The sequence below is a fragment of the Methylobacterium sp. D54C genome, assembly GCF_053345595.1.
In genome coordinates this window covers 34,395-60,533 of record NZ_JBKFAK010000018.1, presented here as the reverse complement: position 1 = coordinate 60,533, position 26,139 = coordinate 34,395, and the positions used below count along the sequence as shown (strand labels likewise).

The 26,139-nt window shown below is 73.0% G+C and carries 22 protein-coding genes and 1 pseudogene; 12 read left to right on the top strand and 11 right to left on the bottom strand.

Annotated elements, in window-relative coordinates; all coding sequences use genetic code 11:
* Positions 1-103: 103 nt before the first annotated feature.
* On the bottom strand, positions 104-3,517 hold the full coding sequence (locus ACLBYB_RS24910; RefSeq protein ID WP_447700389.1) for an acyl-[ACP]--phospholipid O-acyltransferase: 3,414 nt from the start codon (positions 3,515-3,517) through the stop codon (positions 104-106).
* Between the two features lie 154 nt (positions 3,518-3,671).
* Positions 3,672-3,941 (bottom strand): hypothetical protein, encoded by a 270-nt coding sequence (locus ACLBYB_RS24905; RefSeq protein WP_447700388.1) that lies wholly within the window; start codon positions 3,939-3,941, stop codon positions 3,672-3,674.
* 190 nt (positions 3,942-4,131) lie between these two features.
* Between ACLBYB_RS24905 and ACLBYB_RS24900 the strand changes: the two genes are divergently transcribed.
* Entirely contained in the window at positions 4,132-5,142 is a 1,011-nt protein-coding gene (locus ACLBYB_RS24900; RefSeq protein ID WP_447700387.1) for an SDR family oxidoreductase, read from the top strand.
* Between the two features lie 206 nt (positions 5,143-5,348).
* Entirely contained in the window at positions 5,349-6,224 is an 876-nt protein-coding gene (locus ACLBYB_RS24895; RefSeq protein ID WP_331298529.1) for an MBL fold metallo-hydrolase, read from the top strand.
* Here the strand turns inward: ACLBYB_RS24895 and ACLBYB_RS24890 are convergent.
* From ACLBYB_RS24890 to nthA, 3 genes are read right to left on the bottom strand one after another with little or no spacing between them, the layout of a single operon-like run.
* The gene (locus ACLBYB_RS24890) at positions 6,212-6,535 is read right to left on the bottom strand and encodes a nitrile hydratase accessory protein (RefSeq protein ID WP_447700386.1); all 324 of its coding nucleotides are present in this window, start codon (positions 6,533-6,535) and stop codon (positions 6,212-6,214) included. The genes ACLBYB_RS24895 and ACLBYB_RS24890 overlap by 13 nt on opposite strands.
* On the bottom strand, positions 6,532-7,191 hold the full coding sequence (nthB, locus tag ACLBYB_RS24885; RefSeq protein WP_020093712.1) for a nitrile hydratase subunit beta: 660 nt from the start codon (positions 7,189-7,191) through the stop codon (positions 6,532-6,534). Before nthB ends, ACLBYB_RS24890 begins: the two co-directional genes overlap by 4 nt.
* Complete coding sequence (nthA, locus tag ACLBYB_RS24880) at positions 7,188-7,859, bottom strand: nitrile hydratase subunit alpha (protein ID WP_091681267.1); 672 nt, start codon at positions 7,857-7,859, stop codon at positions 7,188-7,190. The genes nthB and nthA overlap by 4 nt, the downstream gene beginning before the upstream one ends.
* Positions 7,860-8,061: 202 nt before the next feature.
* Between nthA and ACLBYB_RS24875 the strand changes: the two genes are divergently transcribed.
* Together ACLBYB_RS24875 and ACLBYB_RS24870 are read left to right on the top strand one after the other, a co-directional pair.
* The gene (locus ACLBYB_RS24875) at positions 8,062-8,766 is read left to right on the top strand and encodes a sigma-70 family RNA polymerase sigma factor (RefSeq protein ID WP_091924839.1); all 705 of its coding nucleotides are present in this window, start codon (positions 8,062-8,064) and stop codon (positions 8,764-8,766) included.
* Between the two features lie 165 nt (positions 8,767-8,931).
* On the top strand, positions 8,932-9,219 hold the full coding sequence (locus tag ACLBYB_RS24870; protein ID WP_331326270.1) for a hypothetical protein: 288 nt from the start codon (positions 8,932-8,934) through the stop codon (positions 9,217-9,219).
* Positions 9,220-9,330: 111 nt separating this feature from the next.
* On the opposite strand, the gene ACLBYB_RS24865 is transcribed toward ACLBYB_RS24870, so the two are convergent.
* Together ACLBYB_RS24865 and ACLBYB_RS24860 are read right to left on the bottom strand one after the other, a co-directional pair.
* A complete protein-coding gene (locus ACLBYB_RS24865) occupies positions 9,331-10,722 on the bottom strand; it encodes an amidase (protein ID WP_447700385.1) in 1,392 nt (463 codons plus the stop codon).
* Positions 10,723-10,726: 4 nt separating this feature from the next.
* Positions 10,727-12,328 (bottom strand): ABC transporter substrate-binding protein, encoded by a 1,602-nt coding sequence (locus tag ACLBYB_RS24860; RefSeq protein WP_447700384.1) that lies wholly within the window; start codon positions 12,326-12,328, stop codon positions 10,727-10,729.
* 209 nt (positions 12,329-12,537) lie between these two features.
* On the opposite strand from ACLBYB_RS24860, the gene ACLBYB_RS24855 reads away from it, so the two are divergent.
* Genes ACLBYB_RS24855 through ACLBYB_RS24840 form a run of 4 tightly spaced genes read left to right on the top strand, consistent with a single transcriptional unit; the run spans position 12,538 to position 19,079 of the window.
* The gene (locus ACLBYB_RS24855; RefSeq protein ID WP_447700407.1) at positions 12,538-14,082 is read left to right on the top strand and encodes an acetolactate synthase large subunit; all 1,545 of its coding nucleotides are present in this window, start codon (positions 12,538-12,540) and stop codon (positions 14,080-14,082) included.
* The gene (locus tag ACLBYB_RS24850) at positions 14,079-16,436 is read left to right on the top strand and encodes a penicillin acylase family protein (RefSeq protein WP_447700383.1); all 2,358 of its coding nucleotides are present in this window, start codon (positions 14,079-14,081) and stop codon (positions 16,434-16,436) included. The genes ACLBYB_RS24855 and ACLBYB_RS24850 overlap by 4 nt, the downstream gene beginning before the upstream one ends.
* 31 nt (positions 16,437-16,467) lie before the next feature.
* The gene (locus tag ACLBYB_RS24845; protein WP_447700382.1) at positions 16,468-17,940 is read left to right on the top strand and encodes a M81 family metallopeptidase; all 1,473 of its coding nucleotides are present in this window, start codon (positions 16,468-16,470) and stop codon (positions 17,938-17,940) included.
* Positions 17,937-19,079 carry a M20/M25/M40 family metallo-hydrolase gene (locus tag ACLBYB_RS24840; RefSeq protein ID WP_447700381.1) on the top strand — a complete coding sequence of 381 codons (1,143 nt, stop codon included), beginning with the start codon at positions 17,937-17,939 and terminating at the stop codon, positions 19,077-19,079. Before ACLBYB_RS24845 ends, ACLBYB_RS24840 begins: the two co-directional genes overlap by 4 nt.
* Positions 19,080-19,096: 17 nt before the next feature.
* Here ACLBYB_RS24840 and ACLBYB_RS24835 read toward each other — a convergent pair whose 3' ends face one another.
* Entirely contained in the window at positions 19,097-19,261 is a 165-nt protein-coding gene (locus ACLBYB_RS24835; RefSeq protein WP_165923085.1) for a hypothetical protein, read from the bottom strand.
* Between the two features lie 73 nt (positions 19,262-19,334).
* On the bottom strand, positions 19,335-20,729 hold the full coding sequence (locus ACLBYB_RS24830) for an amidase family protein (RefSeq protein ID WP_447700380.1): 1,395 nt from the start codon (positions 20,727-20,729) through the stop codon (positions 19,335-19,337).
* Between the two features lie 317 nt (positions 20,730-21,046).
* Here ACLBYB_RS24830 and ACLBYB_RS24825 point away from each other — a divergent pair, with 317 nt between their 5' ends.
* Entirely contained in the window at positions 21,047-21,208 is a 162-nt protein-coding gene (locus ACLBYB_RS24825; RefSeq protein ID WP_012317896.1) for a hypothetical protein, read from the top strand.
* Positions 21,209-21,271: 63 nt separating this feature from the next.
* Here ACLBYB_RS24825 and ACLBYB_RS24820 read toward each other — a convergent pair whose 3' ends face one another.
* Positions 21,272-22,195, bottom strand: a complete 924-nt coding sequence (locus ACLBYB_RS24820; protein ID WP_447700379.1) for a metallophosphoesterase family protein — start codon at positions 22,193-22,195, stop codon at positions 21,272-21,274.
* Between the two features lie 61 nt (positions 22,196-22,256).
* Positions 22,257-22,748: pseudogene (locus ACLBYB_RS24815) on the bottom strand (VIT1/CCC1 transporter family protein); the annotation flags it as partial.
* Between the two features lie 295 nt (positions 22,749-23,043).
* On the opposite strand from ACLBYB_RS24815, the gene ACLBYB_RS24810 reads away from it, so the two are divergent.
* Genes ACLBYB_RS24810 through lpxK form a run of 3 tightly spaced genes read left to right on the top strand, consistent with a single transcriptional unit; the run spans position 23,044 to position 26,137 of the window.
* A complete protein-coding gene (locus tag ACLBYB_RS24810; RefSeq protein ID WP_447700378.1) occupies positions 23,044-23,829 on the top strand; it encodes a lysophospholipid acyltransferase family protein in 786 nt (261 codons plus the stop codon).
* Positions 23,826-25,157, top strand: coding sequence for a 3-deoxy-D-manno-octulosonic acid transferase (locus ACLBYB_RS24805; RefSeq protein ID WP_447700377.1), 1,332 nt, complete (start codon positions 23,826-23,828; stop codon positions 25,155-25,157). Before ACLBYB_RS24810 ends, ACLBYB_RS24805 begins: the two co-directional genes overlap by 4 nt.
* A complete protein-coding gene (lpxK, locus tag ACLBYB_RS24800) occupies positions 25,157-26,137 on the top strand; it encodes a tetraacyldisaccharide 4'-kinase (protein WP_447700376.1) in 981 nt (326 codons plus the stop codon). The genes ACLBYB_RS24805 and lpxK overlap by 1 nt, the downstream gene beginning before the upstream one ends.
* The last annotated feature ends 2 nt before the right edge of the window (positions 26,138-26,139 follow it).

Below are 26,139 nucleotides of genomic sequence, written 5' to 3'. Positions count from 1 at the left end.
ACGCGTCAAGCGGTTCGAATCACGGCTGTATTCACGATACGAGCGGATCCCGGGGAGCCCCGCATCCCCCGTTTGGGTGACGCGGGAGGCCCGGCCGCGACCGTCAGGCCGCCGCGTTCTCCTTCGCCCGCTCCAGCGCGAGCTTCGTGACGGCCACTTGGTCGACCTTGCCGGTGCCGAGCATCGGGATCGCGTCCAGCACCACCACCTCGGCGGGGATCGCGACGTCGGAGGCGCCGCGGCCCTTGGCGAAGCTCTGGTAGGCGGCCCGGGTCGCGCCCTTCTCCTGCGTGAACAGGATCAGCCGCTCGCCCTTGCGCGCGTCCGGCACCGCCGCCACCGCGCTCGGACGGTCGGGCCAGAGCTCGGCGGCCAGCGTCTCGATGCCGGCGAGCGACACCATCTCGCCGGCGATCTTCGCGAAGCGCTTGGCCCGACCCTTGATGGTGACGAAGCCCATCGGGTCGATCGCCACGATGTCGCCGGTGTCGTGCCAGCCGCCCGGCGGCGGCTCCAGCACGCCGGGCTTCTCGGCGCGCAGGTAGCCCAGCATGATGTTCGGCCCGCGCAGGGACAGGCGGCCGCCTTCGTCGATTCCCGGCACCGGCTCGAGGCGGGTCTCGATGCCGGGCAGGATCCGCCCGACCGTGCCGAACCGGTTGAACATCGGCGTGTTGAGGGCGACGACCGGCCCGCACTCGGTGACGCCGTAGCCCTCCAGGATGCGCAGCCCGAACTTCTCCGCCCAGGTCTTCCGGGTGGTCTCCTTCACGGCCTCGGCGCCGGCCACGACGTAGCGCAGGGAGCGCAGGTCGTAGGAATGGGCCGACCGGGCGTAGCCCGTGAGGAACGTGTCGGTCCCGAACAGGACGGTGCTGTTCGACCCGTAGATCAGCTCCGGCACGATCCGGTAGTGCAGCGGCGACGGGTAGAGGTAGACCGGCACCCCCGAGACCAGGGGCAGGACCAGCCCGGCCGTGAGCCCGAAGGCGTGGAACACCGGCAGGACGTTGAACACCTTGTCCATCGGGCCGAAATCGATCCGGGCCGCCACCTGCGCCACGTTGGCGAGCATGCAGCGGTTGGCGAGCACCACGCCCTTCGGCGTGCCCTCGCTGCCCGAGGTGAACAGCACCGCCCCCGGATCCTCGCCGGCGCGCGCCACCAGGGGGCGGCGCGGCGCCAGGAGGCCGCGGATCTTGTCCCCCGTCGTGATGCCGGCCCGCACGTCCTCCAGGTAGATCAACTCGACCGAGCCGCGGATCGCCTCCACGAGCGACCCCAGCCGCCCCTTCTCGATGAAGGCCCGGGAGGTCAGGATCTTGCTGACCTCCGCGGCCCGGCAGGCCGAGAGCACGTTGGCGGGGCCAGCGGAGAAATTGATCATCGCCGGCACCCGGCCCGCGGAGGCGAGGGCGAACAGCGTCACCGCGGCGCCGTTGGCGTTCGGCAGCATGACGCCGATCCGGCCGCCCACGGGCGCCAGCGGCATCAGCTTGCGGCCGAGGATGTTGGCGCCCATCACGAGCCGGCTGTAGCTGAGGCGGCCGCCGACCGGATCCTCCAGGGCGTTGCGGCTCCAGCCGTGGCGCTCGCCCGCCTCGATCAGCGCCGCCATCAGGCCGCGGTCGATGTCGGCGGTGCGGAACACGAGGTCCGACATGATCCCGTAGAGGGCGGCGCCCGCCGCCTGCCGCCGCGCCTTGCCCTTGAGCGCGGGGTCCACGGTCAGCCGCACCGGCGGCATCACCGTCACGGTCACCTTGGGCCACCAGCGGCGGCGCACCTGCCCGCGCGACAGCCGCGAGAAGACGGTGCGCTCCAGGCCGTCGAGCTTCACCGGGACGACCATCGCGCCCGACTTGTCGGCGATCAGCCCGGCGCCGTCGTAGACCTTCATCAGGCTGCCGGTGACCGTGAGCCGGCCCTCGGGGAAGATGATCAGGGTCTCGCCGCTCTTGACCGCGTTGATCAGCGTCCGGGTGGCGAGCGGCCGGGTCGGGTCGAGCGGCATCGCCTTGGTGATGCGCAGGAACGGGCGCACCCACCAGCGCTGCGCGATCCCGCTGTCGATGGCGAAGACCGGCTCCTGCTCGAGGAGCGACAGCGCGAGCGGCGCGTCGAGGAACGAGACGTGGTTGAGGGCGATGATGGCGTTCGGGCCGGCCGCCGCGAGGTTGTCGAAGCCGCGGACCTCCAGCCGGTAGAAGGCCCGGAACAGGATCGACAGGAAATCGCGGAACGGGCTCGTCGGCAGGGTCGCGAACACGAGCGCGCCGACGATCAGGTTCAGCACCGCCACCACCGCGAGGAGGCTCGCGATGGTGAGGCCCGCGCCCTGCAGAGCCGCGAGCGCCAGGGTGCCGGCGACCATGAAGGCCGCCGTCATGACGTTGACCGCGCCGATGATCCGGGCGCGCATCGCCTTCTCGGCCCAGGCCTGCACGGCCGCGAAGGACGGGACGATGTAGAGGCCGCCGGAGATCGCGAGACCGAGGAAGTCGATCCCGGTGCGCAGGCCGTGGCCGGTCTGCAGGAAGCCGAGGGGGCCGATCGGCTCCGCGGGCGGCGCCGGCAGGTGGCCGACCGTCCAGGCGAGGTCGAGGCCGAACAGGCCCATCAGCACCGCGCCGACCGGCGTCGGCAGCAGCACGATCCGGCCGCTGGCGAGCCACGAGGCGAGGCCGGAGCCGACCGCGATGCCGATCGAGAACAGCGCGAGCAGCAGCGTGATCACCGTCTCGGTGCCGTTGAAGGCGCCCCGCACCAGCACCGGCAGCAGCGACAGCACCACCACGCCGACCAGCCAGAACCAGCTCACCGTGAGCGAGCCGCGCCACAGCCGCGTGTCGGCCCAGAGGTCGCGCAGCAGCGCGTAGGTCGAGCGGGCGACGTTCGGGTCGACGCGCAGGTCCGGGGCGCCCTCGCCGGTCGCCGGGATCATCCGGGCCGAGAGCCAGCACAGGACGGCGAAGCCCATCACCAAGACGCCGAACACGAGTCCCGAGCCGCCCATCGCCGAGGCCGCGCCGGCCGCGATCGTGCCGAGCAGGATCGCCAGGAAGGTCGCCGCCTCCACGAGGGCGTTGCCGGCGGGCAGCTCCTCGCGCCGGAGATGGTCCGGCAGGATCCCGTACTTGATCGGGCCGAACAGCGCCGCGATCGTCCCGAACAGGCCGAGCGCCACGAACAGAACCGGGATCGAGTGCAGGAGGAAGCCGAGCACGGCGGTGCCGGCCGCGAAGATCTCGGCGAACTTGAGCCGCCGCGCCATCAGCGCCTTGTCGTAGCGGTCGGCCCACTGGCCGCCGAGACCCGACAGGATGAAGAACGGCCCGATGAACACGGCGCTCGCGAGCGTCACGAGGACGCCGGCATGGGCGTCCGCCTGGCCGCCGATCCCGAACAGGATCAGGAAGGCGAGCGCGTTCTTCAGGAAATTGTCGTTGAACGCCGAGAAGAACTGGCACCAGAACAGCGGCGCGAAGCGCCGCGCAGACATCAGGGTACGGAACATGGCGATCTCTCGGTTCCGAACCTGACTGGCCCACGAGAGACCGTCAGGTCAAATCGGACCGAGGCGAACGCACAGGGATCGCGGGGGCCGCGCGGCCGGGCCGTGTGAACCGGCACGGCTCAACGCCGCCCGGCCGTCGATCCGCTCCCGCGCGTCAGGCCTTGGGGACGAGCCGGCCGCGCCGCGCGACGGCGGCCCCGGCATGCCGGGCGATGAACGCGTGCAGGGAGGCGCCGAGATCGTAGGACCAGTACACGTGGGCCGCGAGCGTCGTGAACACGAGGAGCGCGGCCCCGACCGCGCAGGCCGGCACGAGCAGCAGGCCGGTCAGGACCATCCCGACGGCGGTCCGCTCGGCCAGGGACGCCTGCGGCCAGGGATCAATCGGGAGCGAGAAGAGGGAGAAGCGTCGTCCAGTGCGCATGGCTGCGACCCTCGATGGTTCGGCATGACGCGGTACAGGCAGTCAACAGCGGCCGCGGTCGGACGTTGCGTCCCGGTCCGCGAAATCGGTATCGCGATCGGTATCCCCGTGACGTTCCGGCCCAATCGGGCGGCGCAACCGAGCGCGCCGCACCGTGTTGCCGGTTCGGTCTGTCGCGGATGAGGTCGGTATGGCACGGGTTGCGGTCGTTACGGGGGGCACGGCCGGAATCGGGCTCGCCACCGCGCATCAATTTGCCGCGCGCGGCTGGTCGGTCGCGGTGATCTCGCGGGATCCCGGCCGTCTCTCCGCGGCCGAGCGGGCGCTCGCCGCCTACGGCCAGCCGGTGCTGGCGATCGGCGCCGACGTCGCCGACCCGGAGGCCGTGGACGCGGCCGCCGAGCGGGTCGAGCGCGAGCTCGGCCCGATCCGCGCGTGGGTGAACAATGCCATGTCGACGGTGGTGAACCCGGCCGACCGAATCACCCCGGACGAGTACCGGCGGGTGACCGAGACCACCTATCTCAGCCAGGTCTACGGGACGCTCGCCGCCCTGCGCTACATGAAGCGGCGCGACCGCGGCGCGATCATCCAGGTCTCGTCGGGCCTCGCGATCCGGGCGGCGCCCCTGCAGGCGCCCTACTGCGCGGCCAAGTTCGCGGTCTCGGGCTTCACCGACGCCCTGCGCTGCGAGCTGCTGCACGACCGGGTCAATGTCAGCCTCAGCGTGATCTACCTGCCGGCGGTCAACACGCCGCAATTCAACTGGGCGCGCAACCGCACCGGCCACCGCCAGTACGCGCCGGACCCGGTCTTCGACCCGCGGCTCTGCGCCGACGCGATCCTGTACGCGGTCGAGCACCCGCGCCGGGAGGTCTGGGTCGGCCGGTCCTCGGTGATGATGGCGGCCGCCCAGGCGCTGGCGCCGGCGCTCGCCGACCGCAAGGCCGCCTCCATGTGGTCGGCCCAGCTCTCCGACGAGACCATCCCCGAGATGGCGGGCAATCTCGAGGCCCCAGTGCCCGGCCCGGCCGGTATCGACGGGCGCTTCTCCGGTCGGACCAAGGCGAGCCGCGCCGAGTTCGTCACGAGCCGCACCCGCGACGTCGTGGTCGGCGGCCTCGTCGGCTTGGCCCTCGTCGGCCTCGCCGGCACCGTCCACGCTGCCCGGTCGGCGCGCCGCCTGCCCGGGCGGACCTGACGGCTGTAACCGACCGCGCCGCCTGTTACACCCGTTCCGGTTGATAGGCGTGCCGCCGTCTCTGCGAGCGGAGCGAAGCAATCCAGCCGGCGCTACGCTCCCCGGTGTCGCGCTGCCCTGGGTCGCTTCGCTGCGCTCGCGATGACGGAGAGGGCGGCTGAACCGGGACCATCTTATAGACACTGCCCCGAGGAAGGTCCCAGACGATGCCCGGCTATCTGCCCTTCGCGGGCGCCCTGAAGCTGCCCGCCTACACCTGCGACAATTGCGGGTTCTGGCAGCGGCACTTCGAGGTGCCGGCCGCCTGCCCGATGTGCCTCGACGCCCGCCACGTCGTGCCGCAGGACGGCTGGCGCTTCCGCACCGCCCGCGAGGCGCAGGAGGCCTTTCCCTGCCACTGGCAGGAGCTCGAGCCGGGCGTCTGGCGCTTCTGGAACGAGCCGGTCTCCGGCATCGGGCCGTCCGCCTATCTGATCCAGACCGAGCACGGGAACATGGGCTTCGAGGGCTGCCCGGTCTTCAGCGAGGCCGCCCTCGACCAGATCGAGCGGCTCGGCGGGATGGCTGTGCTCTCGGCCTCGCACCCGCATTCCTACGGGGCGCTGACGCAGCTCCAGGACCGGTTCGACCCGGAGCTGTGCCTGCCGGCGGCCGACTTCACGTGGAGCGCGGCGCTGCAAGTGAGCTGGCCCTACGACGATTTCCTCGAGCCGCTGCCGGGGCTGGAGCTGCACCGCACCGCCGGCCATTTCGATGGCCACGCGATCCTGTACGACCGTGGGCGAAAGATCTGCTTCTGCGGCGACGCCCTGAAGTTCGAGCTCGACCCGGCGGATTTCCGACGCGCCACCACGATCTCGGCCCACAAGGCCTTCGTGCGCGGGGTGCCGCTCACGCCGAGCGAGCTGCGCCGCTACCGCGACGTGTTCGAGCGCCTCGACTTCACCCAGACCTGGACGCCGTTCGAGCCCGCCCGCAATTGCGGGCGGGCCGAGGTTCTGGCCCTGCTCGACCAGCTGATGAGCGGCCGATCGCACGCCGCGCCGGTGCCGCTCGACAGCCTGCGGGCTCAGGGCCGGTAGAGCGGGTCGTTCTCCAGGCGGATCGGCTGGCCGTGGGGCGTGGCCTCCGCGGCCCGCAGGAAGGCCTCGGTCCGCGCCGCGACGCTCTCGGGCCCCGCCACGCCCCGCTCGGCCAGGAGCGCTTCCAGCGTCGCGAGCCACGCGCCGTAATCGGCCGCCTGCTCGGGGGACTCGGTGGGGCGGATCTGGCGGCCGAGGCGGTCCGCCCATTCCGACCACGTGAACAGCCCGGATTCGCGCAGGGAGACCACCAGGGCGAAGACCTGCGCCTCCCAGGGCGCCGCGAAGGGGCTGGGCGACGGCGCGGTCACGCGGGGTCCAGGTACGGTTCGAAGGCCGCCACCGTGACGACTCCGCCCGGGTCGCCGCTCTCGCCCCACAGCTCCTGCGCGGTGAAGGCGACCGTGTAGAGCCAGGTCGGGTTCTCACCCGACCCGTAGGCGTTGGTGTCGGGGAAGACGTAGACCCCGTCGACGCGCACGATCCGGCCGCGCTTGCCGCGCACGTAACGGGGCAGCCGCGTGTGGCCGGTCGGGTGGCTGTTGCGCGCCAGGACGGCGTCGCCGACCGCGAAGCGCGCCGGGGCATCGGCGGCGCGGCTGCTCGGGAAGCCGGCCCGGAAGCGCTGCTCCAGGCCCTCGCGGGCCAGGACCCGCGCGACGGGCTTGGCCTTCTCCGCGGATCGGCCGCTCGCCAGTTCGGCCGGCGTCACCAGCCCGGTGCCGACGACCTGCTTCTCCAGCGCCCTGAGCCAGATCTCGTAGTAGCTCGACGCGAGATATTCCGCCGGCGGCAGGGATTCGCGGTTGGCCCGGCTGCCGTCGAGGTTCCAGGCGCCCGTGTAGCCCATAGCCATGGCCAGCGCGAAGACGCGGCGCTCCCACGCGGCGTGGAAGACCGGCTCGTCCGGCTCCGGCACCACCGGCCCGAAGCCGTGCGCCCCGCCGAGATCCTGGGCTCCGTTCATACCGGCATCTCCGCGGGCGCGACCGGGATCGCCCTGGGCAGGCCCGTACCGATCATGGAATCGCGGGTGACGAGGGCGGCCAGGGCCTCCTCGGAGAAGCCCTCGGTCTCGGCCGGGCGCATCGGCAGGACCATGTAGCGGGTCTCGGCCGTCGAGTCCCAGACGGTGATGCGGGTGGTTTCCGGCAGCGTCACCCCGAACTCGGCGAGCACGCCGCGCGGGTCGATCACCGCCCGCGCCCGGTAGGGCGGCGCCTTGTACCAGACCGGGGGCAGGCCGAGCACCGGCCACGGGTAGCAGGAGCACAGGGTGCAGACGACGAGGTTGTGGATCTCCGGCGTGTTCTCGACCACCACCATGTGCTCGCCGCCGCGGCCGCCGATATCCAACTCGGCGATGGCCGGCGTGGCGTCGGCCAGGAGCCGCGCCCGGAAGGCGGGATCTGTCCAGGCCCGGGCCACGACCCTGGCCCCCGCGTGCGGGCCGACCTTGGTCTCGTAGAGCTCGACCAGGGCATCGAGGGCCGCCGGGTCGACGTAGCCCTTCTCGGTCAGCAGCGATTCCAGGGCGCGCACCCGGGCCTCGACCGGCGACAGGTCGCTGCCGTGGTGGTGATCGTGGTGGTGATCGTCGTGGCCATGCGCGTGCTGCGCGTGATCGTGGGTCATCCCGCTCTCCTGACGCTGCGCACTCTGCATCGACCGGCCCGCCGCTGCCAGCCCGGGGGCCCGGATCCGGCCGCCGTTGTCACCCCGGTCACCATGCTTAAATTCCCTGTCACAATTGGGAGCGTTTGGCATCGGTTCAGGATTCCACCGCTACCGACGTTAGAGCTATTCCAGTATACCAGCGTTGGAGGCGGAAACGTTCATGACTGAGGACGCTGCGGACCGGCCAGACGGAGGCGCGGGCACCCGGGACGGGGCCGGCTACGCCGCTTCCATCGGCCAGCACCTCGCCCTGCCGATCCGGGAGTATTTCAAGGTGGTCGAGCTGGAGCCCCTGCCGGCGCAGCTCGCGGCCCTGGTGTCCCGCTTCGAGGCGGCGGTCACGGCGCACGGCGAGACGGTCCCCTTCGACTTCCGCGGCGACATCATCAAGGCCCTGCCGGCCCTGCGCACCTTCGCCCTGTCGCTCGTGGGCGACGTGAGCCGCGCCGACGACCTGGTGCAGGAGACCTTCGTGAAGGCCTGGGCCAACCAGCAGCGGTTCCGGCCCGGCACCAACTTCACCGCGTGGCTGTTCACGATCCTGCGCAACCAGTTCTACACCGACCTGCGCAAGACGCGGCGGGAGGTGGAGGACGTGGACGGGACGCATGCCGGGCAGATGACCAGCCCGTCCGACCAGGAGGATGCCAGCACCCTCAAGGTCGTCTGGGAGCGTCTCGGCGACCTGCCGTCCGCGCAGCGCCAGGCGCTGCTGCTGGTGGGTGCCGAGGGTCACACCTACGAGGAGGCCGCGGTCATGCTCGGCTGCCAGGTCGGCACCGTGAAGAGCCGGGTCAGCCGCGCCCGGTCGTCGCTCCTCGACACGCTCGGCGTCGTCGTGGCCGGGCAGGTTCCGGCCGCGTGATCGATCCGTCCCCGAACGGCGCAGCCTGACGCGGCCGCGCTCCGGCGCCGCCGCACGCAGGACGTGGATCCGCCGCCGGGCCCGCGCCGATCCTGTGCGCGTCGTCACGAGAACCGGACGCCGCGGCCCTTATGGTCGATGTCAATCATCGATTCGGGGGCGCACATGCAGCACGTGTCCGCAGACAACGACAGGGTGGCGCGGTGGTGCGCGGCGCATCCCGTCCTTCTCGCCTTCGGCCTGTGCGCGTTCGGCCTCGCCGTCGTCGCCGCGGTCTGGGGATTCGGGATCCTCACACCGGCCACGGCCACGGTCATCGCCTTCATCTATGTGGCCTGCCTGGGCGGCTTCCTCATGGAGTACCTCGGGATCAATGAACTCATCAGAGGTGTGAGATTCCTCTGGTTCGTTCTGACGGGCGTCTGGTGGCTGTTGACCTTCTGGCGGGCGTGACGGGGCCGTGGATCCCGTCTCCGCGTCTCCGGATCGCCCGCGGTCTCCCGCAGGATGGGGGCGTCGGCAGGTCCGCTGCCGAACGCCGGAGGCGCCGAGACTCCGCGGGTCTCACACCGGCGGCCGGCGCAGGTGCCAGTCGGTCGCGCGCTGGTAGGCCTGTCCGATCCGCAGCGCCGTCGTCTCCTCGTAGCCGCGGCAGACGATCTGCAGCGAGAGCGGCAGCCCGGACGCGGTGAAGCCGTTCGGCAGCGCCAGGGCGCAGAGATCGAGCAGGTTGCCGAAACGGGTGAAGCGCGACGGGAGGTGCGCCTCGTCGACGGCGTCGAGCGCGACGGCCGCGCTCTCCGTGGTCGGCGTCAGGAGGGCGTCGATGCCCGCGAGGGCGGCGTCGTACTGCTGCTTCATCGTGGCCCGGCGGTGGAGCGTGCCGAGATACTCCTGGGCCGAGACGTTCGCGCCGGCCAGGATCCGGGCCCGGACGGCGTCGCCGAGCTGGGCGGACGGATCCTCCGCCAGATCCCCGTTGACGAAGTAGGCCTCCGCGTTGGTGATCTGGCTCATGGCCACGCAGTCGCTGAAACGGAACGGCAGGACGACGTCGACGATCTCGGCGCCCTGCCGGGCCAGGAGGTCGAGGGCCGCGTCGTAGGCGGCCAGCATGTCGGGGGCGACCCCGTCCCGCTCCGAGGCTGGCATCCGGCCGAGGCGCAGGCCGCGGACCCCGCGGTTCAGCGTCGGCCAGGGCGCGTCCGGCGCGACCCCGCGGGTCGTCGGATCGCGGGGATCGGGGCCGGAGATCGCCTCGTAGAGCAGCGCCGTGTCCTCCACGGTGCGGGCCAGCGGTCCGGGCGTGTCGAGGGTCATCGAGAGGGGCACGATCCCCCAGGTCGAGACGCGCCCGACCGTCACCTTGAGGCCCGTCAGCCCGCAGAAGGAGGCCGGCAGGCGCACCGAGCCGCCGGTATCGGTGCCGATGCCCCAGGGCGCCATGCGGGCCGCCACCGACACGCCGGTGCCGCTGCTCGACCCGCCGGGGGTGCGCGGCGTCTCCGGATCCCAGGGATTCCACGGCGTGCCGAGATGCTGGTTCGTGCCCCAGCCGCCGTAGGCGAACTCCACCGTGTGGGTCTTGCCGAGCACGATCATGCCCTGGCCGATGAGGCGCCGGGCGATCGTCGCGGTGCGCGCGGCCCGGCGCGCCCGGTGGGCGGCCGAGCCGCCCATGGTGATCCGGCCCTCCAGGTCGATCAGGTCCTTGAGCACGACCGGGACGCCGTGGAGCGGCCCCACGGCGTGGCCGGACCGGATCGCCCGGTCGGCCCCCTCGGCGGCGAGGCGGGCATCGGCGGCGAAAACCTCCGTGAAGGCCTGGAGCTTCGGCTCCAGCCGGTCGATCCGGCCGAGGAGGGCGTCGACGGCGTCGACCGGCGAGAGGGTCCGCGCCTGGATCGCGCGGCCGAGCTCGGCCGCGGAGGCGTTTACGGGATCGATGTCGGGCATGGGGTCACTGCACGCTGACGAGGGTGAGGTCGACGAACCAGGATTGCGGCGAGACGAAACCCTGGACCTTCTTGGACATCCCGCGGGGATTGAGGTCGTGGACGACGAACAGCCAGGGCGGATTGTCCACGAGGCGCTCGTGGGCGACCTTGGTCTGGGCGTCGATCACCTTGGCGTCGGTGGTCTCGGCGAGCGCCTTGAGGGCGGCGTCGAACGCGTCGTCCTTCCAGGTGGGGAAGTTGAAGCCGGCCGGCGGGAACCGGTCCCCCGCGAAGTAGCGCGCCATGACGGCCGGGTCCGACGAGGGCGACGAGACGTTGAGCGCCATCGCGCCCTGGAGGGTCGGCGCGTCGGGAAGCGCGCGGCCGGCATTCAGCAGCACCTGCCACTCGACCACGTTAAAGGTCAGGTCGACGTTGCAGGCCTGCTTCAGGTTCTCCTGCAGGTACTCGTTCATCGGCATCGGCAGCATCTGCCCCGAGCCGGAGGAGGAGATCATCACCTTGAGGCTCAGCGGCTTCTTGTCGGTGTAGCCGGCCTCGGCCAGCAGCGCCTTCCCCTTCGCGGCGTCGAAGGTGTAGCGGTTCTTCGGGCTGCCGAAATTCGGGTCCCGGTCGTTCAGCCATCCGCTCGCGGGCTCGGCGGTGCCGTTGAGGAGCTCCACGATCCCGGCCCGGTCGATGCAGTAGTTCAGGCCCTGCCGGACGCGGACGTCCTTCAGCGGGCTGTCCTTGGCACCCATGTTGAAGAAATAGGGCCAGACATGCGGGTACGAGCCCGTGGTGATAGTGAAGCCCGCCTGCTTCATCGACGGGATCGCGTCGGGCGCCGGCACCTCGATCCAGTCGACTTGGCCGGCCCGCAAAGCGGCGACGCGGGCATTGGCCTCCGGGATCGGCAGCAGCCGGACCTTGTCGACCTTGGCCATCCGGTTCGGGTCCCAGTAGCCGTCGAACTTGGCGAGATCGACCGCCTCCCGCGGGGCGACGCGGGTGATCCTGAACGGGCCGGTGCCGGCCGCCGGCAGGGCCGCGACCTTGCTCCAGTCGCGCCCGGCCTTCTCGAAGGAGGCGGGCGAGGTGAAGAGCAGGTAGACCACCATGTAGGGGAAGTAGGAGGCGACCTGGGTGGTGGTGATCTGCACGGTCGAATCGTCGATCTTCCTGTAGCTCCCGACCAGCGGCGCCCGCGCCCGGGAGATGCCCGCGCCCTGCGGCTCGAATTGCGGGCTGTCGTTCTTGAAGTAGCGGTCGAGGTTCCAGATCACCGCGTCGGCGTTGAACGGCGTCCCGTCGTGGAACTTCACGCCCTGGCGCAGGTGGAAGGTCCAGACCGTCTTGTCGTTCGGGTCCTGCTCCCAGCGCTCGGCCAGCGCCGGGACGATGCCGGCGAGCTTGGTGGTGCTCTTGAGGTCCCACTGCACCAGCCCCTCGAAGATCGGGTAGCCGAGGAAGCGCATCCCCTCGAAGCCGTTGTTGGGCATGCCCGTCGTGGTGGGGATGTCGCTCGCCGTCATGGCGATGCGCAGGACGCTCTCGGCGCTGGCCGATCCCGTCAGGGCCACGGTACCCGCCAGGGCGGCGGCAATCAGGCGGCGAGATGTCATCCGGATCCCAATCGTCGAAGTTGCGGCGCGCCGGGCGCAATTCCCGCGCCACGCTCAGGCTTAGGCCCTGCGTCCGGCGAACAGAAGACGCCGGACGTCGCCCCTTGCGCGTGGCGCCCGCTGCGCCACGATAATAAAAAATGCGAGTCGCCAGCCCGGACGGCCGGCCCCCGAAGGAGACGCCCGTGACCGACGAGACGCCGCGCGCCATGAACGGGGCCGAGAGCTTGGTCCGGACCCTCGTGGAGGGCGGGGTCGAGGTCTGCTTCACCAATCCCGGCACCTCCGAGATGCACTTCGTCGCCGCCCTCGACCGGGTCGAGGGCATGCGCTGCGTCCTGTTCCTGTTCGAGGGCGGGGCGACCGGCGCCGCCGACGGGTACGCCCGCATGGCCGACAAGCCGGCCTCGACCCTGCTCCATCTCGGGCCCGGCCTCGCCAACGGGCTGGCCAACCTCCACAACGCCAAGAAGGCGCGCACCCCCGTCGTCAACATCGTCGGTGAGCACGCCACCTACCACCGCGAGTACAACGCGCCGCTCACCTCGGACATCGAGGGGCTGGCCCACCCGATGTCCTCCTGGGTGCGGACCGGCATGAGCGCGACCGAGATCGGCTCCGACGGCGCCGCCGCCATCGCGGCAGCCCGGACCGCCCCGGGACAGGTCGCGACCCTGATCCTGCCGGCCAACACCGCCTGGGATCCCGGCGCCGGCCCCGCGCCGGTGCCGCCGATCCCCGAGCGGGCGCGGGCCGGCGACGACGCAATCGCGGCGGCCGTGAAGGCTCTCCAGAGCGGCGAGCCGGTGCTCCTGCATCTCGGCGACCGGGCCGTGCGGGGCGAGGGCCGGGTCATCGCGGACCGGATCGCCCGCAAGACCGGCGCCCGGCTGATGGCGATGACCTCCAATGCCCGGATCGATCGCGGCGCCGGCACCGTGCCGATCGAGCGCCTCCCCTACCCGATCGACCAGGGCATCGACGCCCTGAAGGGCTTCCGCCACATCATCCTGATCGGCGCGACGCCGCCGGTGGGCTTCTTCGCCTATCCGGGCAAGCCGAGCCTGCTGGCGCCGGAGGGCAGCACCACGATCACGCTGGCCACGCCCGAGGAGGACCAGATCGACGCCCTCGAGCGGCTCGCCGAGGCGGTCGCGGCCCCGCCGGCGGTGCCGGTCGCCGTCGGGCCGCGGCCGAAGCTCCCGACCTCCGGCCCCCTCGACCAGGACATGATCGGGCAGGTGCTCGGCGCGCTGATTCCCGAGGGCGCGGTGATCTGCGACGAGTCGATCACCACGGGCCGCAACTTCTTCGCCCTCACCCGGGACGCGGCGCCCCACACCTGGCTGCAGCTCAGCGGCGGCTCGATCGGCCTCGGCATCCCGATGGCGACCGGCGCCGCCGTGGCCTGCCCCGACCGCAAGGTCATCAACCTGCAGGCCGACGGCAGCGGGCTCTACACGGTGCAGGCGCTCTGGACCCAGGCCCGCGAGCACCTCGACGTGGTGACGCTCGTCTGGTCGAACCGCTCCTACGCGATCCTGCGGGCGGAGCTCACCAATGTCGGCGCGCTCAATCCCGGTCCGAAGGCGCTGGGCATGCTCAGCCTCGACGATCCGGCCATCGACTGGGTGAGCCTCGCCCGCGGCTTCGGCGTCGCGGGGCGGCGGGTCGAGACCCTGCCGGACTTCATCGAGGCGTTCCAGAACGCGCTGGCCAGCAAGGGGCCGCACCTCATCGAAGTGGCTCTGTGAGCGGGACGGCCTACGCCCTCCCCGGCCTCGACGGGCCGGCGGAGATCCGCGTCGACCGCTGGGGGCTGGCGCATATCCGCGCCGGCACCGCGCTCGACGCGTTCCGCGCGCAGGGGTTCAACGCCGCCCGGGACCGGCTCTGGCAGCTCGACCTCTGGCGCAAGCGCGGCCTCGGCCTGCTGGCGGCGGATTTCGGACCCGGCTACCTCGCCCAGGACCGGGCCGCCCGGCTGTTCCTCTACCGCGGCGACATGGCGGCCGAGTGGGCGGCCTACGGGCCGCAGGACACGCGGGCGATCGTCACCGCCTTCGTGGCGGGGATCAACGCCTACGTCGCCCTCACCGAAGCGCGCCCCGACCTGCGCCCGCCGGAATTCGCCGTGACGGACACGCGCCCGGCGCTGTGGCAGCCGGAGGACGTGGTGCGCATCCGCAGCCACGCGCTGATCCGCAACGTCCTCTCCGAGGTCGCCCGCGCGCGGGTGCTCGCCCGGGCTCGGAGCCCGGCGGACGGGCTGGCCGTCGACGACCTGCGCAAGCGGATCAGTCCGCCGCACGACGCGGTCATCCCCGACGGGCTCGACGCCGCCGACTGGCCGGACGATCTCCTCGACGCCTTCCGGCTGGCCACGGCGACGGTGGGGTTCGACCCGGACCGGATGGCGGCGACGCGCGCCGAGGCCTGGGACTGGTCCAAGGTCGACGCGCACGGGGCCGTCACGCGCGGTCCCCGCGCCGCGCCGAAGGAGCCGGCCGAGGGCTCTAACAACTGGGTGGTCGGGCCGTCCCGCACCGCCACCGGCCGGCCGATCCTGGCGAGCGACCCGCACCGGGTCTACCTGCAGCCCTCGCTGCGCTACGCCGTCCACCTGACCGCGCCGGGCCTCGACGTGATCGGCGCGGGCGAGCCGGCCCTGCCGGGCATCTCCATCGGTCATAACGGCCGGGCCGCCTTCAGCCTCACCATCGCGCCGATCGATCAGGAGGACCTGTTCGTCTGCGCGACCGACCCGGCCGATCCCGACCGCTACCGCTCCGGCGACGGCTGGGAACGGATCGCGCGCGTCGCCGAGCGGATCCCGGTGCGCGGCGGCCCGGACGAGACCGTGATCCTCGCCTTCACCCGGCACGGGCCGGTCCTCCGCGAGGAGAGGGGCCGCGCCTTCGCGCTGCGGACCGTCTGGTCGGAGCCCGGCGCTGCCGCCTATCTCGGCAGCCTCGCCTATCTCGGCGCCACGACGCCCGAGGCCTTCGGCGAGGCCCTGCGCCACTGGTCGGCGCCCTCGGTGAACCAGCTCTACGCCGACGCGTCGGGGCGGATCGCGTGGTTCATGGCCGGCAAGGCGCCGGTGCGACCCGGCCACGACGGGTTGCTGCCGGCGCCGGGCGACGGCCGCTACGACTGGGCCGGCTTCCACGATCCCGCCGCCCTGCCCCGAAGCGTCGATCCGGAAGCGGGCTGGCTCGCCACCGCCAACGAGATGAACCTGCCGCCGGACTATCCCGCGGAGGACCGGAGGGTCGGGTTCGAGTGGGCCGAGCCCTGGCGCGCCCGCCGCATCCGGGCGGTCCTCGGCGGGCAGGACCGGCACAGCCTCGCGGATTCGCGGGCGCTCCAGGGCGACGTGGTCTCCGAGCCGGCCCGGCGGCTGGCCGACCTGATGCGCGCCCTGCCGGCGGCGGACGATCCCGACGCCGCCGCGGCCCAGGCCCTGCTGGCCGCGTTCGACGGCGCGCTGCACCACGGCTCCGCGGCGGCCGCCCTCATCGAGGTGGTCTGGGTGCGGCACCTCCGCCCGGCCCTGGTCGCGGCGCTCGTGCCCGATGCCGGGACGCGCCGCCTCCTCCCGCCCGGCGACACGCAGAGCCTGATCGAGCGGCTGGAGACCGGTCTCGACCCGGCGACCCGCGCGTCCCTGCTCACCGACGCCCTCGGCGCCGGCCTTCGCACCTGCCGGGAGCGGATGGGCACCGATGCCGCGGGCTGGTCCTGGGGCCGCCTGCACCACGCGCTGTTCGCGCACCCGCTGACGGCCCTGGCGCCCGGATCCGGCTGGGATGTCGGCCCGCTGCCCGTGGGCGGCGCCGCGGCATCGGTCATGCACGCGGAGTACCGGACCGACACGTTCCGGCTCACCCACGGCGCCTCGTTCCGCATGGTCGTGGACGTGGGCGACTGGGACCGCTCGGTCTTCATCAACGTGCCGGGCCAGTCGGGGGACCCGGGCAGTCCGCACTACGCCGACCTGGCCCCGGTCTGGGGGCGCCAGGACTACGTGCCGATGCTCTACGGCCGCGCGGCCGTGGACGCGGCGACCGAGACGGTCATCACGCTGACCCCGAGCCCCGCCTGACCCGGCGGCCGGGACGGATTGGGACAGGACCTTGAAGATCTTCATCGCCGGCCTCGCCACCGAGACCAACACCTTCGCGCCGCTGCCCACCGGACGGTCGGCGTTCCACGCCGACTACGCCCGCCGGGACGGCAGCCGGAACCCGCCGAGCCTCAGCAATATCGGCCTCAAGGCCTGGCGCGCGCTGGCCGAGGCGGACGGGCACACCGTCGTCGAGAGCCTCTCGACCTTCGCGCAGCCCGGCGGGATCACCCTGCGGGCCGTCTACGAGGAGCTGCGCGACGCCCTGCTGGAGGACCTGGAGGCCGCGATGCCGGTCGACGCCGTGCTGCTGTTCATGCACGGCGCCATGGTGGCCGAGGGCTACGACGACTGCGAGGGCGACACCCTGGAGCGGGTCCGCGCCGTCGTGGGGCCGGAGGCTACGATCGGCGTCGAGCTCGATCTCCACTGCCACCTCACCGAGACGATGCGGGCCAGCGCAGACGTCATCGTGATCTACAAGGAATACCCCCACACCGACATCGTCGACCGCGCCCGCGACCTGTACCCCCTGGTCGTCCGGACCGTGGCGAAGGACATCCGGCCGGTGATGGCCTACGCCGACTGCCGGATCGTCAACATGTGGCGCACCAGCCGCGAGCCGGTCGCGGGCTTCGTGCGCCGCATGGAGGCGCTGGAGGGGCGCGACGGCATCCTGTCGGTCTCCTTCGGGCACGGCTTCCCCTGGGGCGACGTGGCCGATGTCGGCGCCAAGATGCTGGTCGTGGCCGACGGCGATGCCGCCAGGGCGCAGGCGCTGGCCGACGAGCTGGCCGGCGCCGTCTGGGCGATGCGCGAGGAGGCGGCGAGCCGCTGCGACACGATCGACGCGGCGATCGATCTCGCTCTCGCTTCCGACGACCCGCGACCGATGGTGCTCGCCGACTTCGCCGACAATGCCGGCGCGGGCGCGCCCTCCGACAACACCGCGATTCTCGCCCGCCTCGCCGAGCGGGGCATCGCGGACGTGGCGCTCGGCCTGATCTGGGATCCCGGCGCGGTCGGCATCTGCCACGAGGCCGGCCTCGGGGCGACCTTCACCCTGCGGATCGGCGGCAAGTGCGGCGCGACCTCCGGGAACCCGGTGGACCTGCGCGTCACGGTCCGCGGCCTCTCGGACGACCACAGCCAGACCGGTCTCAGCGGCGGCCGGGCCCATCTCGGCCCCGCGGCCTGGGTGGAGGCGGACGGGATCCACGTGGTGCTGACCCACAAGCGCCAGCAGGCCTTCGCGCCCGACGCGTTCACGGGCCTCGGCCTGGGCCTCGACGACAAGCGGATCGTCGTGGTGAAATCGATGCAGCACTTCTACGCCGCCTTCGCGCCGATCGCGAGCGAGGTCCGCTACGTCGCGGCGCCCGGCGCCGTGCCGCCGGATTACGGCGCGATCCCTTACACCAAGCGGTCCGGCCTCTACTGGCCGCGCGTCGCCGATCCGTTCGCCGAGGAGAACGCCCGATGATCCCGGACCTGTCCTTCGACGCGCGCGAGATCCTCGCGATCCTGCAGCCCTGGGTGCTGTGCGAGAGCCCCACCCACGACGCGGCGGCGGTCAATCGCATGATGGGCGTCGCCGCCCGCGACCTCGCGCTTCTCGGGGCGACCGTCGAGACGATCCCGGGCCGCATGGGCCTGAGCGACTGCGTCCGCGCCCGGTTCCCGCACCGGGACCGCGACGCGCCCGGCATCCTGGTGCTCGGCCACCTCGACACGGTGCATCCGGTCGGCACCCTCGGGAGCCTGCCGTGGCGGATCGAGGGCGACCGCGCCTACGGTCCCGGCATCCTCGACATGAAGGGCGGCAACGTCATCGCGCTCGCGGCGATCCGCGCCCTGGCGGCGGCCGGGATCGAGACGCCGCTGCCGGTGACCGTCCTGTTCACCGGCGACGAGGAGATCGGCAGCCCCTCCACCCGCGACCTGATCGAGGCGGAGGCCGCCCGCCACGCCTTCGTGCTGGTGCCCGAACCCGGCCAGCCCGAGAACGGCGTGGTCACCGGCCGCTACGCCATCGCCCGCTTCGACCTCGAGGCCCTGGGCCGCCCGAGCCACGCCGGCGCCTCGCCCCACGAGGGGCGCTCGGCGATCCGCGCGATGGCGCGGAAGATCCTCGCCATCGACGCGCTGTCGGATGCCGACTGCACCGTCTCGACCGGGATCGTCTCGGGCGGGCAGTGGGTGAACTGCGTCCCGACCGTCTGCGGCGGGCAGGCGCTCAGCATGGCCAAGCGGCAGGCCGACCTCGACCGCGGCGTCGAGCGGATGCTGGCCCTGTCGGGCGAGGAGGACGGCGTCCGCTTCACGGTGACCCGCGGCGTGACCCGGCCGGTCTGGGAGCCGGATGCCGGCTGCATGGCGCTCTACGAGCAGGCGCGCGCGCTGAGCGAGGCGCTCGGCCAGCCCCTGCCCCATCGCAGCGCCGGCGGCGGCTCGGACGGCAACTTCACCGGCGCCAACGGCATCCCGACCCTCGACGGGCTCGGACCGCTGGGCCAGGGCTACCACACCCTGGAGGAGCACTTGCTGATCGAGACCCTGCCGCAGCGGGCCCGGCTCTTCGCGGCCCTGCTCGCCAACCTCGGCGCCGCCAGCCGGCCCTGAGGTCGGCCGCGCCCCGATCAAGCGCGACCCCGGCCGAGGGCCGCGACCGCCAGTGCGCCCAGCAGGCCGCCGGCCGTGCCGCCGCCGAAGAAGCCCGCCAGGGCGAGGAGCGGTCCCGACGACGCGGTCAGGAGACAGAGCAGGGTGCTCCCGAGGCACCCGCCGGTGGCGATCATCGACATGCCGCGCCTTATGCAACCAATGGTTGTAGAAGCGGGGCGGCGACGGTTCGGTTCCGGCGGACGCGGTTGCGCCTCATGCCGGGTCGACCGGCATCTCCGGCACGCCGCCGGCCTCGATCGCCGCGCCGGCCGCGATGCAGAGGTCTTCCCGGTAGCGGGCGGCGACCAGCTGCACGCCGACGGGGGTCCGCCCGACGAGGCCGGTCGTCACCGTGAGCGCCGGGACGCCGATCGGCGCCAGCCCGACCTGCAGCAGGTTCGCCTCGAAGGCCCGGGCGATCCCGGCATCGCCGGTGCGGTCGAGGCCGTCCGGGAAGGGCAACTCCCCCGAGACCGGGACCAGCAGCACGGGGTTCTCGGCCAGGAACAGCGCCCAGTCCCGCGCCAGCGTCGCGCGCCGGGTCAGAGCCCGGGCGATGGCGTCGGGCGCCATCGCCTCGGCCCGCGGCCGGAAGCTCTCCAGGAGGCCGATCGCCGCCGGATCCCCTTCCCGCTCGGCCGCGGCCCGGACCGCCGCGTAGCCGTCGCCGAGCCAGAGCTGGAGCTGCAGCTCGCACGCCTCCCGGATCGGCGGGGTGTCGGCGATCTCCGTGACCGCCCACCCGGCCTCGCTCAGGCGCCGCGCGGCCTCGCGCAGGGCGGCCTCGACCTCCGGTGCGGTGGCGAGCCCCCCGGGCCGCACGCAGAGCGCGACCTCGCGCGCGACGGGCGGTCCCTCGAGCGGTGCCGGCACCCACCACGGGTCGCGCGGGTCGGGCGCCGCCATGACCTCGAGGCCGAGGCGCACGTCGGCGATGCTGCGGGCGAGCGGGCCGGAGACCGCCATCAGCTGGGGGCCGATGCCGCGCTCGGGCGAGGACGCGTTCCAGGCCGGGATCCGGCCCAGGCTCGGCCGCAGCCCGTGCACCCCGCAGGCATAGGCCGGGTAGCGCACCGAGCCGGCGATGTCGGTGCCGTGCGCGATGGCGCCGATCCCGGCCGCCACCGCGGCGCCGGCGCCCCCGGAGGAGCCGCCGGGCGTGAGCGCCGGGTCGCGGGGATTCTTGGTGTCGCCGTGGAGCTGGTTCGTGGTGAACCAGCGCAGCGAGAAGGCCGGGGTGTTGGTCCGCCCGAGCAGCACGGCGCCGGCCCGGCGCAGGTTGGCGACGACGGGATTGTCGTCCGTCGCCACGAGATCGCGCTGGAGGCGCAGCCCGTTCGTCGTCGCGAAGCCGCGCTGGTCGGCGTTGACCTTGACGGTGACCGGCACGCCCGCCAGCGGACCGGGGGCCTCGCCGCGCGCCCGGGCGGCGTCCACCGCGTCCGCCTGCGCCAGCACGTCCTCGGGCCGGTGCTCGACCACGGCGTTGATCCGCCCGTTGACCGCGTCGAGCCGGTCGAGGGCGTCCCGCGCCACCTCCCGGGCCGAGACCTGGCCGGAGCGGATCAGGGCCGCGAGGTCGGTCGCCGTCAGACGCCAGAGCTGCATGGGGTGTCCTTTCGCGCCCGGACGGGCGGGATCCATCCTACGATTCGCGCCGCCCGGGCGGCTCCCGGCCGACCCGCGCAGCATATTCAAAATGCAAGACGGCGGCCGCTTTTTTGCGCACCCGCGGATCGCGAGGCCGGCCAAGGCTTTGCCGCATTGCAGCAGAAAGACCTAAGCATTTCGACGTATACGACCCTTGCCACCTTTGGAACGACTGATAACCTCGCCCTCGTTCGCGCGTTCGACCGGCCAATCCAGCGAGAAGGGACGATTTCCTCAGACGAAAGCAGGCAACCTCCAGCATAAGGCAGGCTCCCATGGCAGAGGTGATTCGCGTCAGGCCGACTCACGACGGCACCTATACCGTGTATCGCGGGACACTCGCGTTGATATGCGGTCTCACCCGCCTCCAGGCCGAGCGCTACGAAGCAAGTCTCAGCCGACAGCAGCGCGCCGACCTCGCGGTCGCCGGCATCTGAACCGCATCGTTGCCGATCATGGGGCCGGCGCCGCCGTCACGACGGCCGTGCCGGCTCACGCCCTCAGGCTCCGCCCGGCGCGCCGAGGTCGAGCGTGCCGAGATCGCCCACGGTGCCCGACGCGTCGAGGCCCCGCCGACGGGCCGTGACCGAGAACCCCTGGTCCACCCGGCCGATCTCGAACAGCAGGTAGGAGGCCCGGCGCGACGCGATCGCGCCGTGACCGTCCGCGCGCGCCGAGGCGGAGGGAGCTCCGATGACTGGGACGGTCCGCCCGTCCGGCCCCGCGATCCGGTCGATGCTGGTGACGTGATTGTGACCGTGCAGGATCAGGTCCGCGCCGGCCCGCCCGATCATCGCGGTGAACGCCGCCGCGTCCTTGAGCTCGCGGCCCGGCGAGGCGCCGCCGGGCTGCGGCGGATGGTGGATCATCACCACGCGGAACGGACGACCGGGCTCGGTGGCCAGGGCGCGGAGCAGGGTCTCGGCCGCGGCGAGCTGCGACGCGCCGAGGCGGCCGGTCGCCACGAACGGCTTCGTCGGGATCGCGCTGGACAGGCCGACCAGGGCCAGTGGGCCGCGGCGCCGCAGGTACGGGAAGTGGCCCCAGGAGCCCGAATCGTCCCCCGTGTAGCGGCCGCAGGCGGCGAGCAGGCCTTCCAGGGAGCCGCGGACATAGGCGTCGTGGTTGCCCGGCACGAAGCTCACCGCTTCGGGGGATCCGAGGGCTTCCAGGAAGGTGCGGGCGGTCTCCCACTCGCTGGGCAGGCCGATGTTGCACAGGTCGCCCGTGCAGGCGACGTGCCCGGCCTCCTGCGCCTTCAGGTCGGTGACCAGGGCCTCCAGCACGGTCATGTCGTGGCTGCGCGAGCGCCCCCGCCGCCAGTTGGCGTAGCCGGTGGCGCGCTTGCCGAGGAGCTGGCGGAGGCGCACCGGCCCGAGGGGCCCGACATGCGGATCGCTGAGATGGGCGAGGCGGAAGGTCAACGCCGATGGTCACCCTCGACACGGGGAAAGGCGCCCCGCATCGCGGGCGCGGCGCGTCCCGTCAAGCGCTTCCGATCAGCATCCCGACCACCAGCACCAGCGCGCCGCCGAGCATGACCTGCAGGGCCGCGCGCCAGAACGGCGTCGCCATGAAGCGCGTGCGGATCGCCGCGATGACCGCGAGCTCCACGATCACCACCAGAACCGCGAGGCTCGTGGCCAGGACGAACGGGTTCGGCCAGCCGGCCGGGAGCGTGTCGGGGATCGCGTAGGGCAGCGTGTGGCCGAGGCCGCCCAGCGTGGTCATCGCCCCGCAGACCAGGCCGCGCAGCCACGGATCGCCGCGGCCGGTGACGGCGCCGTCGTCCGACAGGGCCTCGGTGAACCCCATGCTGATGCCGGCCCCGACCGAGGCCGCGAGCCCCACCAGGAAGGTCGCGCCGTTGTGACCGGTGGCGAAGGCCGCCGCGAAGATCGGCGCGAGGGTCGAGACCGAGCCGTCGATCAGGCCGGCGAGGCCGGGCTGCACGTAGCGCAGCACGAAGGCGCGGCGCGCCTCGGCGTGCAGGTCGGCGGCGCTGTCGAGGGCGGCGGCCATGCGAATCTCCTTCTTTGGATCCATTCCAATCTATAGTCTGGAATTAATCTAAACAAGGCCCGCTGCCGTGTTTTCGCCGCGCCGCGGGAGCATCCGCGGCGTCGGAACGCCCGCCGATCCCGGCGGCCTAACCGTGTGGTTGTGGACGAGGCCGATTGTCTCGTCTCCGGAGCGGGAGCTAGACCATGCGCGGTCGAATTCGATCCGGACCTGATCGGGCGGCGGCACGCCGGCCCGCCCCAAGCGTGACATGAGCCTCGGTAAGCGTCTCCTCCGTAACCCCCCCGTGCAGCGCCTCCTCGGCCGTCTCGCGGCGGCCTATCTGCGGCTCGTGCGCCTCACCAACCGCTTCGAGATCCACGCGGGCGAGGCGTCCGCGGGCGCGGCGGACGGGTGGATCGACGCGCGCACGCCGCTGATCCTCGGCATGTGGCACGGCCAGCACATCATGATGCCGCTCCTGCGCCGGCCGGGCGACCGCGTGGCGACGATCATCTCGCGGAACCCGGACGGGAACATCAACACCATCGCGCTGGAGCGCTTCGGGATCCGGGTGATGCGCGCCTCGGGCGCCCGCGGCCGCGGCCGCGCCACCGATCAGCGCGCCAAGGGTGGCGCGGAGGGCTTGCGGGCGATGCTGCGGGCGCTGAAGGCCGGCGAATCCGTGGCCTTCAGCGCCGACGTGCCGAAGGTCTCCCGCCGATGCGACGCCGGGATTCTCACCCTCGCGCGCTTCTCCGGCCGGCCGATCGTCCCGGCGGCCGTGGTGACGAGCCGGCACCTGCGCTTCAGTTCGTGGGACCGGGCCTGCCTCGGGCTGCCCTTCGGCCGCGGCGCGATCGTGCTGGGCGACCCGATCTACGTCCCGCGGGACTGCGAGGGCGAAGCATTCGAGACGCTCCGACGCTTCGTCGAGGCCGAGATGAACCGGGTCCACGCCCGTGCCTACGCGCTCGTCGGGCGCTCTGACCGGGCGGCGCTCTACCGCGACCAGGTCCCTGAGATCGGCCAGGCGCCGGTGGGAGACCTCGCGTGAGGCGCCCCTCCGTGACCCTGCCGCTACAGGCCTACCGGGCCGGCCTGCGCATCGGCGAGCCGGCGCTGACGGGCCTGCTCGCGTGGCGCGCGCAGCGCGGCAAGGAGGATCCGCGCCGGCTCCCGGAGCGGCGGGGCCTCCCGGGGCGGGCCCGGCCGGTCGGGCCGCTCGCCTGGATGCACGGCGCGAGCGTCGGCGAGGCCCTGTCGTTGATCGGGCTCGTCGAGGGCATGATCGCCCGCGGCTTCTCGGTCCTCGTCACCACCGGCACGCGCGCGGCCGCCGAGCTGGTCGGCGTCCGGCTGCCCCCGGGCGCGGTGCATCAGTACATGCCCCTGGACGCGCCGCGCTGGGTCGGACGGTTCCTCGACCACTGGCAGCCGGACCTCGCGGTGATCGCCGAGTCGGAGATCTGGCCGAACACGATCCTGGCGCTCGACGAGCGCGAGATCCCGCTGATCCTGGTCAACGGGCGCATGTCGGAGCGCTCGTTCCGGGGCTGGGAGCGCTGCCCGCGCACCGCCAAGGCGCTCCTGGCGCGGATCGCGATCTGCCTCACGCAGACCCAGGAGGACGGCGAGCGCTTCGCCAAGCTCGGCGCGCCGCGGGTGAGCATCGCCGGCAACCTGAAATTCGACGCCTCGGTGCCGCCGGCCGACGCGCAGCAGCTCGCCTATCTGGGATCCATGGTGGCCGGCCGGCCGGTCTGGGTCGCGGCGAGCACGCATTCCGGCGAGGAGGCCATGGTCACCTACGCGCACGCGATGCTGAAGGCGCAGTTCCCCCAGCTCCTGACCATCATCGCCCCGCGTCATCCGGCCCGGGGGGGCGAGGCCGTCGCCTGCGCGAACGCCGTCGGCCTGCGCAGCGCGCTGCGGTCCACCGGCGGGCGACCCCATCCCTCGATCGAAGTCTACGTCGCCGACACGATCGGCGAGCTGGGGCTGTTCTACCGCCTCAGCCCCCTGGTGTTCCTCGGCGGTTCCCTGGTCCCGCGGGGCGGCCAGAACCCGATCGAGCCGCTGCGGCTCGACTCGGCGGTGCTTCACGGGCCGCACACCGAGAATTTCGGCGTGATCTACCACGCCCTCGACCGCGCCGGCGGCGCCATGCCGGTGCGCGACGGCGTCGAGCTGGCGGCGGTCGCCGCCGAGCTCCTCGGCGACCGGGAGCGCCTCGCCGACATGGCCTGCGCCGGGCAGCGTGCCCTGGAGCCGTTCGAGGGGGCGGTGGCGCGCACGCTCGCTGTCCTCGACCCGTTCGTGGCGCAGATGAAGCTCCAGCGCCTCGATCGCGGCAGCCCCGCGCGCCCGCTCGCGCGGGCCTGATGCGACCGCCGGCCTTCTGGGCCGCGGGGCCGGATCACCCGGCCGCGCGCGCGCTGGCGCCGGTCGGCGTGGCCTACGGGGCGCTCGTCGCGCGGCGGATGGACCGCCCCGGCGCGCGGGCCGGCTGCCCGGTCCTGTGCCTGGGCAACTTCACCCTCGGCGGTGCCGGCAAGACGCCGGCCGCCCTGGCGGTCGCGGGCCTCGTCGCGGACCTCGGCGCCGCGCCGGCCTTCCTGTCGCGCGGCTACGGCGGCCGGCTCGCGGGCCCGGTGCGGGTCGATCCCGCGCACCACGCCGCCGCCGATGTCGGCGACGAGCCGCTGCTCCTCGCCCGGCTCGCGCCCGCGATCGTCGCCCGCGACCGCCCGGCCGGGGCCGCCCTGTGCCGGAGCCTCGGCGCCGACGTCGTCGTGATGGATGACGGCCTCCAGAACCCGAGACTCGCCAAGGACCTCAGCCTCGCTGTGGTCGACGGCCCCGCCGGCCTCGGCAACGGCCTGCCGTTCCCGGCGGGGCCGCTGCGCGCGCCGCTCGCCCGGCAGTGGCCGCATGTCGGTGGCCTGATCGTGATCGGCGACGGGGCCGGGGGCGAGGCGGTCGCCCGGGCGGCCGCGCGGCGCGGCCTGCCCGTCCACCGGGCGCGCCTCGTCCCGGAGACGGACGACTTGGCCGGCCGCCGCTGCCTCGCCTTCGCGGGGATCGGCCGCCCGGAGAAGTTTTTCGCGACCCTGGCCGAGGCGGGGGCGGTGATCGTCGGGACGCGCCCCTACCCCGACCATCATCCCTACCGGGCGCGCGAGCTGGCGGCGCTTTCCGAGGCGGCCCGGCGCCTCGACGCCGCGCTCGTCACCACCGAGAAGGACGCGGTGCGCCTGCCGCCGGCCTTCGCGGCGGGCGTGCGGGTGCTGCGCGTCCGCCTCGCGCTCGACGACGCGGCCGCCCTGCGCCGGCAGATCCGCGGCGCGCTCGGCGCGCCGTGACC